The sequence below is a fragment of the Oceanospirillum maris DSM 6286 genome (genome assembly GCF_000422865.1).
Classification (GTDB): Bacteria; Pseudomonadota; Gammaproteobacteria; order Pseudomonadales; family Halomonadaceae; genus Oceanospirillum; species Oceanospirillum maris.
Genome location: NZ_AUGW01000012.1, coordinates 70,082 through 87,191 on the forward strand (window position 1 = coordinate 70,082; position 17,110 = coordinate 87,191).

A 17,110-nucleotide genomic window follows, 5' to 3' on the forward strand; every position below is an offset into this window, starting at 1 on the left:
AACAATGGAGTCTTAATATTATGTCTAAACAATACAATATGTTATCCCGCGGTGTTAAAGCGGCCCTATTTACCCTTATATCTGGAGTTAGTGCTCAACAAGCTATGGCGGCGGGGTTTGCTCTAAATGACCACAGTGCAACAGCCTCCGGTAATGCTTTAGCTGGTGCGGCAGCCAGTAAAAGTGATATTTCTTTTAGTTTTTGGAACCCTGCGTTGCTAAGCAATGCTAAGAAGATGGAGCTTTATGTTTCAGGCGCTATTTTGGTCCCTAAAATGGATGTTACTGTAAACTCGGCATCTGATGCGGCAGGAAACACGTTAACCGGAAATGCCCCAAGTGATGTGGTTAATACATCCTTTATTCCTTCGGTTTATTTTGCTTATCCTGTGAGTGAAAAAACAACGATCGGTGCAGCATTCAATGCACCTTTTGGCCTGTCAGGTAAGTACGGTAAAGAGTGGGCTGGGCGCTACCACTCTGCAGAGACGGCGGTTCAGGATCTATCCATCTCGCTTTCTATTGCTCAGAAAATTAATGAAATGGCCTCGGTCGGTGCTAGTGTTCAAGTACACAGTGGTAGCGTTTTGCTCGCTGCGAACTTGAGTGACTTTGCTGGAGGTAATAGCGCTGCAGGTGATGGCTATGGTGAATTAGAAGCCGATGATATCAGCTATGCTTTTTCCGTTGGTGCCGCACTAGAGCCTATAAAAGGGACGCGCTTTGGTATCGGTTATCGTAGCGAGGTAGAATATACCTTTGAGGGTGATTCCGACTACAGTAACGTTAGTCCAATACTTGCGGGCCTAGGGGTTGATGAAGCTTACCTCTTTGACGAAATTACGTTCCCATCCGTACTCACGATCAGTGCGGAACAAGATATCGGTAATCGAGTAACGATTGGCGCCACCGCAATGAAGACAGGTTGGGGTGTCTTAGATGAAATGAGAATCGCATTTGCTCCGGGGCCTGATGGCATCAAGCAACCTGATTCTGTTTTGACATTTGATTTTAGTGATGAGTGGTATTATTCAACGGGTATTACCTATCTTGCGTCAGAACAGCTAACGTTGCGTACAGGTTTTGCGATAGATAATTCACCGGCGAAAGAAGCCTATCGTTCCGCTCGTACCCCTGATGGCGATCGCAAATGGTTTTCTTTAGGTGCGAGCTATAAATTAGCAAGTGCTGGAGAGATTACGGTAGCTTATACCCATGTCAGTATTGACGATGTAAGCGTAACCCGTACCGGTCAACTTGAAGAAGATGCCTCTCGTGGTTCTCTCGATGCAGACTATGAAACCAGTGCAGATGTTCTTTCTTTAGCCTACAACATGTCTTTTTAATAAGTTTTTTGACAGCGCATTTTTGATAGCGTCGTTTGATAGAATAGAAGAGACCCAAAAAGAGAGCCGTTAACACTGGCTCTCTTTTTATTTGAATACCTGCTATTTCATCTTCTTCTGGGCCAACGCTTCGGTTTGTTTTAAAAAGCCGTCGAGCATATTACGCAGGCTGTCATTTTCTCTTATCTGTATCGCTTTGATCTCTTCAAGCTCACTTTTCAGCAAGACTTTATCTGTAATATCAGTCACTCTGGCATCTAAACTGGACAGTTGTTTTGTTGTTCGCTCAGTCGATTCTTTATGCTCTTTTTGTTGCTCGCCCTGCTGGCTTTGAAGTGTCTTTAGGCTGACCAATATATCTTTGTCTAATGCTTGCTGCTGCTTTAATCGGGCTAAATATTCTTTTTCTGAGTTTTCAATATGCTGCTCACGCTCTTTCAATTGAAGGCGTAAATCATCAACTTGCATGATCCAGTGCTGCTCTAACGCTTCCCCTCTTTTTTTCTCCTCTGCTAGCTGCTGCTCAAATAGAGTAAGCATACGACTTTGTTCTGTGTGTCGTTGTTGAAGCTCATGTCTATAATGTTCCTGTTGTTCAGATAGTGCCTGTTTGTATTCTTGTTGTTGAAGAATAGTTTTCGCTTCCAACTCCTCCCGCTCCTCAGCATGATGTTCATTCTGTTGTTCGTTTTTTTGCTTAAGCTCTTCCTGTTGTTTTTCAAGAGCGTTTATCGTTATTTCGGCTGCACCGAGCTTTTTCTCTAGCTGCCTCATTTCTACTAAAAGAATCTGGTTTCGCTCATCTAACCATTGACAACGTTCTTTAATCGTTAAGGTTTCTTCTACGGCTTGCTGCTTTTCTGCTTCAGCGTGTTCCAGTGTTTTTTGTATCTCTTCTTTATAGCTTTCCAGTGCCTTTGTGGCATCTTCCCTAGCCTGCTGCCAAACCGCTTGCACCATACCATTCAGTGAATCTGGTGCAGGAGAGCCGCCAGCCACCATTGGTTGCTGTTGTCGCTCCGCCCGCCAGAGCTTTAAGTGTTCTGAGATTGTTGTAAAACTTCCTGTACCTAACCTTTCCCTAATACCTGCAATAGTGGGATTGAGTCCTTCGGCCTGCATTTCGTCGACCGCTTGTTTGACCTCGTTATAACTAATGCCATTTCTCGCCATTTTTGTATCTTCCCCAAGATGATAATGCAGTGTATTGTTTTATCTGCCATATTACGTATTATGTATTACGTTAAATAAATTATCAATGGTTCTTTTAATTCACGGTAACTTTAATAACCGTGAATTTTATCCATTACACTGTTAAAATCACCCTAGATAAAGCGACCTATGAAAATACCGAATAAAATGACTTTAAAACGCGATAAATAAAGGCTTAATACCGTGATACATAAGGATAATTCGATCACTCCATCGCAACTTCCCGTTGCACCTATCGAGCAAATGCTAAAATGGGTTGATAAACTGCCTCAAGGCTTAAGTGGCCAATTTGGTATCAATCGTGCTGATAATACACCGCAAATTGCCGCTAAAAATGATTTAGAAGCGGTTCAAAGCTGGCTGTTGGAATATCAAGAATCATCAGAAACCTTTCGCAGTTATCGACGGGAAGCTGAACGTTTAATCCTTTGGTGTTGGCACCATCAGGGGAAGGCTTTATCAGACTTAAACCGGCAAGATGTTGCAGATTATCAGCGTTTTATTACCAATCCAGAGCCGGAGAGTCTCTGGTGTGGCGAGCCTTTTCCTCGGTCGTCACCGTACTGGAAACCGTTTAGAGGAGGATTGAGCCTGAGCAGTCAACGCCAAACCGTAACGATTCTTAAGGGATTGTTTGGCTATTTGAGAGATGCGGAATACTTGAGAGGCAATCCCTTTGCTTTAATTCGACAAACCGCTGGCCAAAAGCACGCTCAAGATCTACGTAATAAAAAGGTCGAACGTTTTTTGGAACAAGAGGATGTTCAGCATCTTTTTGAGCGCTACCAACATCAAGAACGAGAACAGCTTGATGAAAAAGGATATAGAGGATGGATGAGAGAACGCACCTTACTCTATTTTCTTTATTACCTAGCCCCAAGGGCGAGCGAAACAGCTAACTGCAAAATGAATGATTTTTTTCAACGTCGGGGACGCTGGTGGTGGCGAGTACTGGGTAAAGGCCAAAAATATGCAGAGGTGCCTGTCCCAGATATTCTGATGCAGCAGATTCGTCAATATCGTCATTTTTTGGGACTTCAAGCAGACCCCACACCAGACGATCGCCAGTTTTTTATTCGGTCTGCGAAAGGAACAAATGGCATCAGTCCGAATATGGTTTATCGGCTAAGTAAAAAATTATTGGCCGATACAGCAGAATCTATTGAAGCTAATTTCCCTGAGTCAGCGGCTCGTATGCGACAGGCATCAACTCACTGGTTCCGCCATACAGCCATTACCCATTGGGCTGATCAAGGTGTTGACCTGCGCTTGGTTAGTAAAACAGCCCGACATAGCCAATTAGAAACTACTGCGATCTACTTCCATGCAGAAGATGAAGCCTGGCATGATGCGGTAAACCTGAGTAATAAAAGTGATTCCTAACATTGGACTTCAGGTTTTCGTAGGCTATCAAGGTAAGTGTAAGGGCTGATATACTTAATATTGTTGCTATTTCAAGCGTTAACCGATACAAAATAAGGCCAAAAAATGTCCGAAATCAATCAGGCACAATTAGATTTAGTTGATGAATTTGAATTTTTTGATGATTGGATGGACAAGTACCAGTACATCATTGATATGGGTAAAAAATTACCAGCATTTCCAGAGGATTGGAAAACTGACCTAAATAAAATCAATGGCTGCCAGTCTCAGGTTTGGATCCATCATGAATTTATTGATGGCAAACTGAAACTACATGCGATTAGTGATGCAGCTATTGTTTCTGGCTTAATTGCTTTATTGCTGCGAATCTATAATAACCGAGAACCAAAGGATATTTTAGCCACTCAACCAGAGTTTCTAGCCAAATTAGGGTTAGATAAGCATTTAAGTCCAACCCGTAGTAATGGGTTACATGCTATGTTGCAGCGCATTGGCGAGCTAGCAACCCGTTACGCTTAAAGGCTATAAGTTAGAGCCAAGAAAAAAAGCGTTATCGTATTTCGGTAACGCTTTTTTACTACAGGACAAAACAAGTTTTCTATTCAATACTATTCAACAACAGGCCCGCTATGGAAACGGAAGGTATCATCATTAGACTCGATCAACTCTTTTTCAATACCGGCAAAAAAAGCAATACGATCATCAATAGGGCTCTTAGCATATTGAAGGGCTAAATCCAGATAATCACGATAGTGACGACCTTCCGAGCGAACTAAAGAGCGATAATATTTAGCTAAGGCTTCGTCAAGATGTGGGATCAATGCCATAAAGCGTTCGCAAGAACGGGCTTCAATAAAAGCACCAATGATTAAAACATCAATTAATGCATCATCTCCTTTGCGCATATGCTGGCGCAAACCTAAGGCATAGCGTGATGCCGAAATATGTTCGTATTTGATCCCTCGATCCTGCAAAATCCCCACGACTTGTTCAAAATGCAGTAACTCTTCCCGAGCCAATTGGGACATCTTTTTTAACAGGTCTGGACGATCAACATAGCGATACATAAGGTTCATCGCATTAGAGGCTGCTTTTTTCTCGCATTGAGCGTGATCAATAAGCAGGAGATCCAGATTTTCAATCGCCTGCTCCACCCAAAGTGCAGGGGTTGGGCAGGGTAGGAATTGATACATCTCGTCTAGCAGATCAAGGTTTTTCACAAATAAGCCTGTCTGTTTCTTCTAAAATGGTTCGATTAATCTTTTGGTAAAGCTGTTCCAAAAGATCAGAGGTATATGCGGTGGCAACCGTACTATTAACAGGATCATCCTGTATTATATTTTTCTCTTGATAAAATGCTTCCGTGGTCAGTTCAAGACCATAGGCATCAAGGTTTTTAATACGACTTGCACCGGCTCGTAATAAATCAACAATCCAACATAACGCATTAAAGCGCTTAGTATAACGGATACGCCGCTTGTTAAGTTGCTGTTCTAGTTGATCTTTATCAAGCAATTTAAAATACTGACCCACAACGTGTACGGTGATATCTTCAATACGCTGAATCACTGTTTCACGGAAGTCAGCTTCCGCGCCACCCCAGTTAAGTATCTCATCGGAATGCCGCTTGCAGCCCCGGCAAATAGTATCGCCAAGGGTTGTACTACATATACCTACACAGGGTGATTCTATTCGAGCCATAATTAACGCAGTGTCTCTTTGGTCATAAGTGTTTTTCTATAACAGAAGCTTCACTAGAGTTCTTTTCTCTGGGCTGACTGTTTTTTTCAGGCTGATCTTTTTTTATAGAATCGCTCTCCTCTGCTGCCTGCGTTTCTACAGACTCACATTGGTGCACTCCATTATGCCAACAGCCTTTTTCTGGTACCGGATCATAGCCACCTTTTGCCAAAGGGTTACAGCGAAAAATGCGTTTTATCGCAAGTAGGCTACCCTTAAGCGCACCGTGGGTTTCTAGTGCCTCAAGGGCATAGGTTGAGCAGGTTGGATAATAGATGCAACGATTCGGTAGTAATGGGCTAATGAGATAGCGGTAAAAGTAGACAACCAGTTTGAGCAGATATTTCATCTCTTATTCTTCCATACCCCTGCTGACCAAAAAATCTAACTATTTCGCATATAATTCAGCGGGATCAATCAAAGGTTCCGAATCAACCCTTAATCCTTCAGGCTCCGCTACCGCATAAAAACAGCTTCGACGACCCGTGTGACATGCGGGGCCGACCTGGTCAACAAAAACCAACAAAGCATCACCATCACAGTCAATACGCAGTTCTTTTAAATGTTGAACCTGCCCTGACGATTCGCCTTTACGCCAATAGGCTTGACGGGAGCGGGACCAATAGCAAACACGTTGATTTTTAAGCGTTTCTTTAATGGCAGCGAGATTCATCCAAGCCATCATAACCACTTCACCGGAGTCATATTGCTGAGCAATAGCGGGCACTAACCCGTCTTCATTAAACTTGATATGGCTAAGCGCTGTTTCTAGATCAAAAGTTTGATTAAGCTCTGCCTGCTCGACCTGTTTCCAGTTAAATTCTGCGCTTGTCATACGAATACCTAGCCTATTATTGATAGAAAAAACTGATATAAAGCCATTAATGCCGGAAAAATACCGACGGCTCCCCTTAGATATTAAGTATCGGATGGCTCTTCTAAAGGCTTCTTTCGGGCGGCCACTATAGCAGAAACCATAAAAGTTGCAGCAGCCAGTAGGATGATACAAGCGCCGGCGGGTAAATCAGGCTGATAAGAAAGTGCTAATCCACCAGAAGTAAAGGCTAACCCCAGTAGAGTGGCTAACCCCATCATGTTGGCGAGTGTTTTAACATAATGACCTGCAATTGCCGCAGGTAATGTTAGTAGGGCAATCACAAGAATTAAACCAACAACCTGAATCATCAAAACAACCGTTAACGCGACAATGCAGAGTAAAAGTAAATAAAGTGCATTAACCGGTAAACCTCGCAAGCGAGCGAACTGAGCATCAAAGGCGATCGCTTGAAAAGGGCGATAGAAGAGTGCAATCGCTGCAATAATAATCGCATCCATAGCAGCCATTAACCAAAGGTCGCCCTCTGCAACCAAAAGAATATTACCAAAAAGGTAACTCATAAGATCAACTTGATAACCAGGGGTCTGGCTGATAAAAAGCACGCCAATGGCCATGCCGGATGCCCAAAGTGCGCCAATTAACGTATCTTCCCGCTCCTGCCAATAAAGTTTTACCCAGCCGATAATCAGTGCAGAAACAACGGCTGCGATTAATGCACCAATAAAAGGAGATGCTCCCAAGTAATAGGCGAGACCCATCCCCCCCATTACCGAGTGCGCAATACCACCTGCCAGATAACTGATGCGCATAACCACAACGTAACTACCGATCAAACCACAGGCAATACTGGCCAATAAACCGGCCAATAGTGCATTTTGTAGAAAGGTTTGCTCAGCTAGCACCGAGAAAAATTCCATAGGAAAAGCGTCCAGTAAAATCAAATAGCGTGGGAATGATGATGGATAACATGAACATGATCGCCGTACATCTGCTCAATAACATCGGAGGTTATGGCATGGGTTTCATGGCATAGAAGTTCTTTATTGAGGCAGGCCACACGATCTACATAATCCGTTATAAATCCAATATCATGGGATATCACAACAATCGACATACGTTTGTTTAGCTCTTTAAACAGGTCGAAAACCCCTTTTTCCTGCTGGGAATCTACACTAGCAGTAGGTTCGTCCAAGAGTAAGAGCTCTGGTTCTGTGGCGAGAGCCCGAGCAATCAGTACTCGCTGCAGCTGCCCACCAGAAAGTTGATCGATTGGCCGCTGGGAGAATTCTTCAACACCGGTTTCCGACATTACTTTATGGGCAATCCGGCGATCTTCTTTTGAATAGCGCTGCCAAATTCGACCGTGCTGTAAGCGTCCCATTAAAACCGTCTCTTCAACGGTAATAGGAAAGTCGCTCGGGAATTTTGCAAACTGAGGTACGTAACTTAGGCGATGGCGGGCTTTTTGAGGGGTAAGGCCAAAAACGCGTACAGTACCTTTATCTTGCTTTATCAATCCCATTATCAACTTTAAAAGCGTACTTTTTCCACCACCATTTGGACCAACTAAGCCTAAAAACTCCCCCTTGCGCATGGCAAGGGTGACGTTATTAAGCACCGGCGCGGATTGGTAGCGGAAACTCACTCCGTCTACTTCGATAATGTTTTCTGCAAAGCGACTCATTATTGCCAAGACTCCAAGAGCTGCTTTGTGAGTGCTCGTAGAGCATCCGGCAAATGTTCTGGCAAAGGATTGGCACGAACAACACGAGCATCAATATTGTCTGCAATACGCTCAGCAGGTTTCTGATTAAACTGTTCTTGAACTAGAATTACTTTAATATTTTCTGCTTTAGCTTTCTCTGATAATGCAACCAACTGCCGAGCAGAAGGTGACTTACCTTCATACTCAATTGCGATTTGTTCTAAATGGTAGCGGGTCGCAAAGTGCCCCCAGGCAGGATGAAATACCATAAAGGTACGGCCATCGTAGGGTTCGAGCTGTTCATGGATTTCGTGATCAAGGGTTATCAAATCTTGATGAAGTTTACGATAACCTTGCTGAAATTGATCCGCCAAAGCAGGATACGCTTTAACTAAAGCTTGAGTCATAATCTCTGCTTGAGCTAAAGCTTGGATAGGATCCATCCAAACATGAGGATCTTGGCCGCTATGGTCGTGGTCGTGGTCGTGGTCGTGGTCGTGGTCGTGGTCGTGGTCGTGGTCGGCATGATGCGGATCTGCCGCAGGTTCTTCATCATGCCCATCATTATCATGGCCAGATTCTAAGCCTTTTAGCGTATCCACCATAATTAAGTGAGTGTTTAAACGTCGAATACGCGGTAGCCATACCTGCTCAAACGGAACGCCCGTGCTCATCAACATATCGGCTTTTGCTAAGCGAGCCATTTGGCGAGCAGAAGGATCGTAACTGTGCGGGTTGTGACCAGGCTGCACCAACACTTCAATTTGAACAAGATCACCGGCAATTTGCTCAAGAAGATATTTTTGTGGAGCGACACTTACATAGATCACAGGCTCTTCCTCAGCCTGAGCCAGTGTTGTATTAGCGAGAAGGAAAGCCGCACACGCGGCCTTCACAACTTGCATCACAAGGCTTTTTTTATGTTGAAAAGCAGTCATTGCACACTCTTTCATTTAACGATTAAACTCCATACGCTTGCCAATAACCGGCTCCAGCTTACCTTGACGATAAGCGATCTGGCCGTTAACAATGGTTGTGTCGATACGAGACTTAAACATATAGCCTTCGAAAGGCGACCAGCCGCATTTTGATAAAATCTGATCACGGGTTACGGTCGTATGATCTTGTAAATCGACGAGCACCAAATCAGCCCAGTAACCTTCGCGAATATAACCACGGTCTTTTACTTGGAAACGATCCGCTACCGCATGACTAGTTTTACGGACAATCAATTCCAGTGGGAAAGTGCCTCTGTGGTAAAACTCCAGAACAGACAACAATGCGTACTGAACCAACGGCAAGCCCGCCGGTGCGCCAAAATAGCTACGCTGTTTTTCTTCCCAGGTATGGGGTGCGTGATCTGTGGCGATAACATCAATACGATCATCTAAAACCGCTTGAATAAGGGCTTGCTGATCTTCTGGGCGTTTAATCGCTGGGTTACATTTAATCTGAGAACCAAGGCGGTCATAGTCTTGATCATTAAAAAATAGATGGTGAATACACACTTCCGCTGTGATTTTTTTGTCTTTCATATCACCGGCAATAAACAGTTCCATCTCTTTTTCAGTGGTTAAGTGCAGAACATGCAGATTGGTACCGTGTTTCTTAGCCAGATCAATCGCCATAGATGATGATTTATAGCAAGCTTCAGCGGAGCGGATCAGCGGATGGTATTTAAAAGGCAGATCTTCACCATACTTTTCTTTATAGACCTGCTCATTTTTAGCAATCATCGGCGTATCTTCACAATGGGTCACGACGAGGGTCGGAGCCTCAGAAAAAATACCGTCCAACACTTTAGGATCATCAACCAGCATATTACCTGTTGAAGCCCCCATAAAGACTTTGATACCGCAGGCTGTTTTAGGATCAAGAGATTTAATTTGATCAAGGTTGTCGTTACTTGCCCCTAAATAGAAGGCAAAGTTGGCCCGAGAGACTTGAGCGGCACGGATATATTTGTCTTCTAGAGCCTGATGATTGATCGTCAAAGGATTAACGTTAGGCATTTCCATAAAAGAGGTAATACCACCAGCTACCGCAGCGCTGGATTCAGAATTGATATCACCTTTATGGGTTAGGCCTGGCTCGCGAAAGTGAACTTGATCATCAATCATACCGGGCATAAGATATTTACCTGCGGCATCAATAACCTCTTCACCATTAGTGGCCTGTAATCCCACACATATCTCTGCAATACGACCTTCTGCAATACGAACATCTTTCTCTTCAATACGGCCTTCGTTAACAATTTTAGCGTTTACAATCAATAGCTTTTGCATACAGGAGCTCCGATAATTCAGACGGGCAGAAACAGAAAACGCCATACAGATTAATGTTACAACATAACAGGGCTGTCGTCAGGCGATAATCTTATAATATATAGAAAAATCACCTCATATTATAACGGATACGGCCTAAAAAGCCGGAATAAAATCGCTTAACTTAATCCATTCTTAATGTTAGCTATGGCTGTTTAAAGCATACTGCCACCTCTGAGAACAAACTCATAGCATAGGTGTTATCGATGAAAAAAGGATTATTCTTGCTTGCAGCTTCAGTGGTTCTGGCCGGATGCTTAGGAGAAACAATGGATTCTGAGTCTAATAGCTCTAACAGCTCTAACAGCTCTAACAGCTCTAACAGCTCTAACAGCTCTAACAGCTCTAACAGCTCTAACAGCTCTAACAGCTCTAACAGCTCTAACAGCTCTAACAGCTCTGATGATATTAGCCTTAATAAAGCTGGGATCTACACTGGGACTTATCTTATTGGTAATGAAACGGGTGAAACACTCATACTGGTTACCAGTGACGCAGATTTTCTTTTAATATCTGATGATTCTGAAATAGCAATTGGTGATGTGGTAGAGGCAGGCTCTGCGCTTAACATGAGTGGTCGTTATTATTCAGAGGGCGCGGGCTCTGATTGGGGTACAAGAATTGTCGCTAACCTAACCTACAATAATGCCACATTGTCTGGGCAGTACTTCGGTTTTAGCGATACAGGTAATTTTTCTTTGGTTCAAGATTCTGTACTGTACAATCGCCCTATTTCTTTATCCTCATTTAATGGTAGTTGGCAAGATTCTGATGGCTTAAATTACTCAATAAGTAATGGCATTTTATCGGTGGCCACAGATCCATTAACTGGATGTGCAACAATAGGGGATATTGAACTGATTAACCCTAATTATAATGAATTTGAGGTTGATCTGATAACCAGTGATTGTACCGATAGCCGTTTCAATGGGGAATGGGAAGGTTATGGTTTTTTATCTGATGAAAGCGGCATAAACTCGTCCATCCATTTTAGTGCTCTGCATGAATACAACAGAGCCTATAATCTTACTAAATTGATTAAGCAATCATCTTTCTGAGGCAATGAAAAAGAGGATTTGCTCAGGACGTTCATTTTGCGTAGATTCATTTTTATGTACAAGATTAACCAAAAAAGGGAAGAGGACAATGTCCCGCGTTGCTGAATTACTCAACGAGTTAGAATTACAGCTACAAACACTAAAGCGATTACTACTGATTAATCCGCTTATGGCTGACAAATGCCACTATCAGCAACTCAGTTATGCTGCGCACGATAACAATGAGTTTATCCCTCCATCTATTACCGATCACCTAACGGGCACTCAGGCTCTTTTTGCTACAGCAAATAGTTTCTATCAAATTTTTCGTTCAGCGGATCAAGAACCTCTTTCGGTTTTTCGAGCTTGCGGCATGACTCCAACAACAAACGAGATTCTTAAGCTAGCGGTCGCTATTAACAGTCTCAAAGATGAGATTAAAGCTGAAATGATCGCCTTGCCTCGCAGGCAGCGAGATAAGGTTAAAAATCAATATCACGCGGGACTTATACTCAAACAGGTTTATCGCCATATTCCTATATTTTCTGGATCAGCTTCTGTTGTTTCTGCTAGCTGGGTTATGTCAGGTACCTCAACTAGCTTGATTAGCAAACATCGGTTATTAGAGATCTTGGCCAACGTTAAAGCAGGAAGAGCAACGGCAGGACAAACGCACCAGTTTATTCAGCAAGACGTCGATCTAATCCATCAATACCCAGAGAACCATTCTTTTAAAATTCTTCGTGCGACTCGACCACATACTCGATACCGAGTGAAAGACCTGAGTGGAAAATGGCACGATTTACAAGCACATTTGCCTTTGCTTGTTGCTGAAGGTAATCCCGTAGAATATAAGTCTCTCGCCGACCCTACTGAAAGCTCACCTTTGAAGTTAGACAGATCAAATGCCATTATCCCTTGGGCTGGCGTAGTAGAATAGAGGGGAAACGCAGCGTCATAACGCAGTAAACACTCATGTTTTGACGTTTATTTCAGGTTATTTAAAAAATATGACCTTAATAAAAATGAACTATATGCACCGCAGCAGGTCTTAGTTTGTTGGCCCCTAAAATCCCTATGAGCGGAAAAAAGGCATCTACGACTAAGGCATAACTGTCTTCTAGAAGGTATGTGCATTAACCTCCCGTTTTATAACTGTTTTCTTCTTGGCATAAGTCAATATTAAGACAAGAAGTAACGGTAATCTTAAGTTCATGTTTATGATTTAGGGTATGCTTCATTGATCTCCCGTTGCTTAAGCTAATGCTTCAATCGGGTCGTTTTTTTATTACATGGAGGTAGTTGTGTCGCAGCTATTGATTCGTTACTCCCGAATTCTTGAAATTATTGGCGATATCGTCAAAGTTCATGTTCCTACCTCTGATGCTGGGGCTTCGCAAATCAGCTTCGGTGATTTGGCGCTTATTGAAAGCCAAGACGATAGCCAAGATATTCTGCCAAGAACCGCTCAGGTTATTTTATTGAGCGGTGAAGAAGTTTCTCTTCAGGTATTTTCAGGGACAAAAGGGCTTTCCACACATTCGGTTGTGCGCTTTTTAGGCCGTCCGATGGAGGTTACTTTTTCACCAAATATCTTAGGACGTACCTTTTCTGGTACAGGCCAGCCCATTGATGGCGGTCCTGCATTAACCGATGAGCCTAAAATTGAGATTGATGGCCCCACGGTAAACCCAGCACGTCGTATTTTAGCATCTCGGATGATCCGTACCGATGTGCCCATGATTGATGTTTTTAACTGTTTGGTTGAAAGCCAAAAAATCCCAATTTTCTCAGTAGCTGGTGAACCCTATAACCAGTTACTAGCCCAGATTGGCGCACAAGCTGATGCCGATATTATTGTTTTCGGTGGTATTGGTTTGATTTTTGATGATTACCACTTCTTCCGCCGTACCTTCGAGGAAGCGGGTGCTTCTGCTCGTACGGTGATGTTTGTTCACCAAGGTTCCGATCCAACCGTTGAAGCACTCCTTGTGCCGGATATGGCTCTGGCAGTGGCGGAGCGTTATGCGGTAAACGAAGGTAAGCGCGTATTGGTGCTGTTAACTGATATGACATCCTATGCCGATGCCTTAAAAGAAGTCGGTATCTCCATGGAGCACGTACCTTCTAACCGTGGTTATATTGGTGATTTGTATTCTCAGCTAGCCCGTCGCTATGAAAAAGCCTGTGATTATAAGGGCGCAGGGTCCGTTACTATTTTATCCGTAACGACTATGCCAGGGGATGATGTGACTCATCCAGTACCAGATAACACCGGTTATATCACCGAAGGTCAGTTCTATTTACATAATGGTGTTATCGATCCATTTGGTTCTCTTTCGCGCTTAAAACAGCATGTTATTGGCAAAGTGACCCGTGAGGATCACAGTCAAATCATGAACACCTTAATCCGCTTTTATGCAGCGGCACAAGATGCGGAACAGAAACAAGCGATGTCCTTTGAGCTAAGTGAATTTGATGAGCGTGTGCTTAAATTTGGCCGTCTATTCCATGAAAATTTTATGGATATCAGTATTAGCATGCCGCTTGAAGAAGCGCTAGATACTGGCTGGGCTATTTTGGCGGAGTGCTTCCGCGAGGAAGAGCTGCTGATGAAGCAAAATCTCATCGATAAATACTTCCCAAAAGATGAGCAAGCTTCAAAAGACGATTCACCAGAAAACGCCTAACAGGAGTTATAAGCGTGGGTAAGCTGGCACTGAATAAAAGCACCCTGAACAAGGAAGGGCATAAGGTTAAAGCCTACAAGAAATTTGTACCGGCACTTGACCTAAAGCGTAAGCAACTTCTGGCTGAACGGGCAACCTCAAGGCGAGTGCTTTCTGGTCTTAATGAAACACTTGATGATGTACGCCTTCGCGTTAAAGAACAGTTGCCAATGCTGTCTAACTTTAAAGGCTCTGTTGATCAGCTAGTTGAAATTGAAGACTTCAGCCTTAAGCAGATCAATCTTGTGGGGCTTAAATTGCCTGAATTGAGTCATTTATCCCTCAAAGTACACCCTTATTCAACATTAGCCACAGAGCATTGGCTTGACCCTTTGGTGGTGCTACTCAAACAAAGCGTTGAGCTACAGCTGAAGCAGCATATTTTAAATAAACGCTTAGAGCTGCTCGACGTGGGTTTACGCAAAACAACGCAACGCCTTAACTTGTTTGACAAGGTTCTGATCCCTCAGGCCGAGAAAAACATTCGTAAAATCCGTATCGCTCTTTCTGATAGTGAGCGGGCTGGCGTTGTCACCTCTAAAATTGCCAAAAATAAACGGCTGAAGGCAGGTATGGCATGAGTATCCTCCAGCTTAAAAAAGCGTCATTAATCGGACTGAGTCACGATAAAGCTAACACCTTGGATGCGGTTCAAAGTCTTGGTTTACTTCATATCATTCCTCTGGCTGATGCCAGTTCAAACCGCGTGATTGATACTGAAGATACCAACCCTGAACTGCTCAAGCGCTCGTTACAATATCTGCTCAATAGTCCGCAGAAGCGCCGACAAGTCACTCGAAGTCATCAGCTTGACCTTGATAAGGTTTTGCATGACATCGACCTTAATCGTCAGAATAGGATTCGTTTAAGTGAGAAACGTGATTTTCTTGATAAGCGGATCAAAGATTTAGAGCCTTGGGGTGAATTTACCCTACCGGATCTTGCCGATCTGAACCATGAAAAATTGTGGTTCTACCTTGTTCCTAACTACAAAATGCAGGATGTGGAAGACTCCCATCTGCCGTGGATGGTCGTATATCGTGATAACCGCCATACCTATATTGTTGTTATCGCCGATCATGAGCCTGACGCTAACATTATGCCCGTGCCACGCACGCATACCGGCTATATTCCGCTAAGCCAGCTGAAAGAACAGCTTGAAGAAGCTGAAATTCAGTTAGAAGCCGTTGAGGCGGAGCGAGAAGCACTAACCCGTTGGATCTTCCTACTACAACAAAATGTTGCCAGTACGGAAAACCAAGCAGTGCTCGAAGAAGTTTCCGGCCAAACTCAAAGCTTTAATGAGTTATTTGCGCTACAAGGTTGGATTGCCGTACGTGATACGCCGCAGCTTGAAACATTTGCGGAGCAAAACGGCTTAGTCTTACTGCTGGAAGACCCTATCGACTCTGAAAGCCCACCAACCTTGCTTGAAAACTCTATGGCTGTCGGCGGTGGACAGGAAGTGGTTAGCTTCTTCCAAACACCGAGCTATCGTAGCTGGGATCCATCTCGTGTTGTATTCTTCTCCTTTGTCAGCTTCTTCGCCATCATTATGTCCGATGTTGGTTACTCGCTCTTATTTGGTGCAGTTCTAGCCTGGTATTGGAAGTCCATGGAACGCACGATAAGCGGGCGACGCTTAAGAGCGATGGGCGTTGCTTTAACCGGTGCAGGTGTACTTTGGGGTATTTTAGTGGGCAGCTATTTTGGGGCATCGGCCCCCATATCGGCCCTTGGACATTTAAAACTGCTCGATTTAAACGACTTTGACACCATGATGGCTCTATCCATCAGCATTGGTGCCTTACATTTAATTCTGGGCAACCTAGTGATGGCTTGGGTACGAAGGCGCTCAAATCAAGCACTGTCATCGGTCGGCTGGGCAATGGCAGTTGCCTCTGCATTAGCCGGTTGGTTAACTGATTTTACATTAGCTCACTGGGTAATATTTGGCTTAAGCCTTGGGTTGGTGTTGCTCTTTTCGACCCCCGTAAAAGGATTTGGCATTGCTCGACTTATTTCAGGCTTGTTAGCGCTGACCAATATCACCAAGATTTTCGGTGACATTTTAAGTTATCTACGTCTTTTCGCCCTAGGCCTTGCTAGCGCCTCGCTTGCGATTACCTTTAACCAACTTGCAGCGGATGTCGGTAATGCGCTACCAGGTATTGGTTTACTGCTACACATTTTAATTTTGTTAGCAGGACACTTGCTGAACTTCGTTTTAACCGTTGTCAGCGGTGTGATTCATGGCTTACGTCTAAATCTTATTGAGTTCTATAACTGGAGTTTGGCTGACGAAGGCTACCCCTTCCAGCCGTTTTCAAAACAGGAGGTAACACCTTGGATAACCTGATCTTGGCCCTAGGATGGGCAGGCTTATATGGTCCTATGGCACTGGGTGCAATAGGCAGCATGATTGGCTGCTCTTTAGCGGGTCAGGCCGCTGCAGGAGCATTATTGGAAACTGAAACAGGCCATGGTCGTTACATTGGTATCTCGGCAATGCCTTCATCCCAGTCTATTTACGGAATCGTGGTGATGTTTGCCCTAAACCGTGAATTAACACTAGGCAATGCACCGGGCTTAGCCGCTATTGGTCTACTGTGTGGCTTGGCATTAATGTTTAGTGCTATTTATCAAGGTCGTAGCTGTGCATCAGCCATTAACGTTTCTAAAATCCGACCTGAGATTTTTGGTATGTCCCTAGCTCCAGCGGCTATTGTTGAGGGTTTCGCAGTATTTGCCTTTATCTTCGCTCTAGTCATCAGCGCTGGTGTACCGGCCTGATCA

The 17,110-nt window shown here is 43.8% G+C and carries 18 protein-coding genes; 9 read left to right on the plus strand and 9 right to left on the minus strand.

From position 1 onward, the window contains the following. Positions 1–20: 20 nt before the first annotated feature. Positions 21–1,346 carry an OmpP1/FadL family transporter gene (locus G517_RS0105065; protein WP_028303515.1) on the plus strand — a complete coding sequence of 442 codons (1,326 nt, stop codon included), beginning with the start codon at positions 21–23 and terminating at the stop codon, positions 1,344–1,346. A 102-nt stretch (positions 1,347–1,448) separates the two neighbouring features. Here G517_RS0105065 and G517_RS0105070 read toward each other — a convergent pair whose 3' ends face one another. Continuing rightward, entirely contained in the window at positions 1,449–2,519 is a 1,071-nt protein-coding gene (locus G517_RS0105070; protein ID WP_028303516.1) for a DNA-binding protein, read from the minus strand. 222 nt (positions 2,520–2,741) lie between these two features. Between G517_RS0105070 and G517_RS0105075 the strand changes: the two genes are divergently transcribed. Next, positions 2,742–3,941: a tyrosine-type recombinase/integrase gene (locus tag G517_RS0105075; protein ID WP_051206082.1), complete on the plus strand. Its 1,200-nt coding sequence runs from the start codon at positions 2,742–2,744 to the stop codon at positions 3,939–3,941. Positions 3,942–4,046: 105 nt separating this feature from the next. Then, positions 4,047–4,460: a SufE family protein gene (locus G517_RS0105080; RefSeq protein WP_028303518.1), complete on the plus strand. Its 414-nt coding sequence runs from the start codon at positions 4,047–4,049 to the stop codon at positions 4,458–4,460. A gap of 89 nt (positions 4,461–4,549) precedes the next feature. On the opposite strand, the gene G517_RS0105085 is transcribed toward G517_RS0105080, so the two are convergent. From G517_RS0105085 to G517_RS0105120, 8 genes are all read right to left on the minus strand, one after another. Next, on the minus strand, positions 4,550–5,134 hold the full coding sequence (locus tag G517_RS0105085; RefSeq protein WP_051206119.1) for a MiaE family protein: 585 nt from the start codon (positions 5,132–5,134) through the stop codon (positions 4,550–4,552). A 13-nt stretch (positions 5,135–5,147) separates the two neighbouring features. Then, positions 5,148–5,642, minus strand: coding sequence for a DUF1289 domain-containing protein (locus G517_RS17830; RefSeq protein WP_051206084.1), 495 nt, complete (start codon positions 5,640–5,642; stop codon positions 5,148–5,150). A 22-nt stretch (positions 5,643–5,664) separates the two neighbouring features. After that, the gene (gene yidD / locus G517_RS20435; protein WP_084632070.1) at positions 5,665–6,030 is read right to left on the minus strand and encodes a membrane protein insertion efficiency factor YidD; all 366 of its coding nucleotides are present in this window, start codon (positions 6,028–6,030) and stop codon (positions 5,665–5,667) included. Positions 6,031–6,069: 39 nt separating this feature from the next. Continuing rightward, positions 6,070–6,516 (minus strand): phosphoribosyl-AMP cyclohydrolase, encoded by a 447-nt coding sequence (hisI, locus tag G517_RS0105100; RefSeq protein WP_028303520.1) that lies wholly within the window; start codon positions 6,514–6,516, stop codon positions 6,070–6,072. Between the two features lie 83 nt (positions 6,517–6,599). Further along, on the minus strand, positions 6,600–7,436 hold the full coding sequence (locus tag G517_RS0105105) for a metal ABC transporter permease (protein WP_036590450.1): 837 nt from the start codon (positions 7,434–7,436) through the stop codon (positions 6,600–6,602). Positions 7,437–7,456: 20 nt separating this feature from the next. Further along, positions 7,457–8,203, minus strand: coding sequence for a metal ABC transporter ATP-binding protein (locus G517_RS0105110; protein WP_084632071.1), 747 nt, complete (start codon positions 8,201–8,203; stop codon positions 7,457–7,459). After that, complete coding sequence (locus G517_RS17840; protein WP_157833152.1) at positions 8,203–9,162, minus strand: metal ABC transporter solute-binding protein, Zn/Mn family; 960 nt, start codon at positions 9,160–9,162, stop codon at positions 8,203–8,205. Before G517_RS17840 ends, G517_RS0105110 begins: the two co-directional genes overlap by 1 nt. 15 nt (positions 9,163–9,177) lie before the next feature. Further along, positions 9,178–10,509 carry a dihydroorotase gene (locus tag G517_RS0105120; protein ID WP_028303523.1) on the minus strand — a complete coding sequence of 444 codons (1,332 nt, stop codon included), beginning with the start codon at positions 10,507–10,509 and terminating at the stop codon, positions 9,178–9,180. Positions 10,510–10,754: 245 nt separating this feature from the next. Here G517_RS0105120 and G517_RS20715 point away from each other — a divergent pair, with 245 nt between their 5' ends. From G517_RS20715 to G517_RS0105150, 6 genes are all read left to right on the plus strand, one after another. Beyond that, positions 10,755–11,606 (plus strand): hypothetical protein, encoded by an 852-nt coding sequence (locus G517_RS20715; RefSeq protein ID WP_028303524.1) that lies wholly within the window; start codon positions 10,755–10,757, stop codon positions 11,604–11,606. Between the two features lie 88 nt (positions 11,607–11,694). Continuing rightward, positions 11,695–12,525: a DNA replication terminus site-binding protein gene (locus G517_RS0105130; RefSeq protein WP_028303525.1), complete on the plus strand. Its 831-nt coding sequence runs from the start codon at positions 11,695–11,697 to the stop codon at positions 12,523–12,525. A gap of 364 nt (positions 12,526–12,889) precedes the next feature. After that, a complete protein-coding gene (locus G517_RS0105135) occupies positions 12,890–14,275 on the plus strand; it encodes a V-type ATP synthase subunit B (RefSeq protein WP_028303526.1) in 1,386 nt (461 codons plus the stop codon). Positions 14,276–14,289: 14 nt separating this feature from the next. After that, positions 14,290–14,895 carry a V-type ATP synthase subunit D gene (locus G517_RS0105140; protein WP_028303527.1) on the plus strand — a complete coding sequence of 202 codons (606 nt, stop codon included), beginning with the start codon at positions 14,290–14,292 and terminating at the stop codon, positions 14,893–14,895. After that, positions 14,892–16,673: a V-type ATP synthase subunit I gene (locus G517_RS0105145; protein WP_028303528.1), complete on the plus strand. Its 1,782-nt coding sequence runs from the start codon at positions 14,892–14,894 to the stop codon at positions 16,671–16,673. Before G517_RS0105140 ends, G517_RS0105145 begins: the two co-directional genes overlap by 4 nt. Next, a complete protein-coding gene (locus tag G517_RS0105150; RefSeq protein ID WP_028303529.1) occupies positions 16,661–17,107 on the plus strand; it encodes an ATP synthase subunit C in 447 nt (148 codons plus the stop codon). Before G517_RS0105145 ends, G517_RS0105150 begins: the two co-directional genes overlap by 13 nt. Positions 17,108–17,110: the final 3 nt, after the last annotated feature.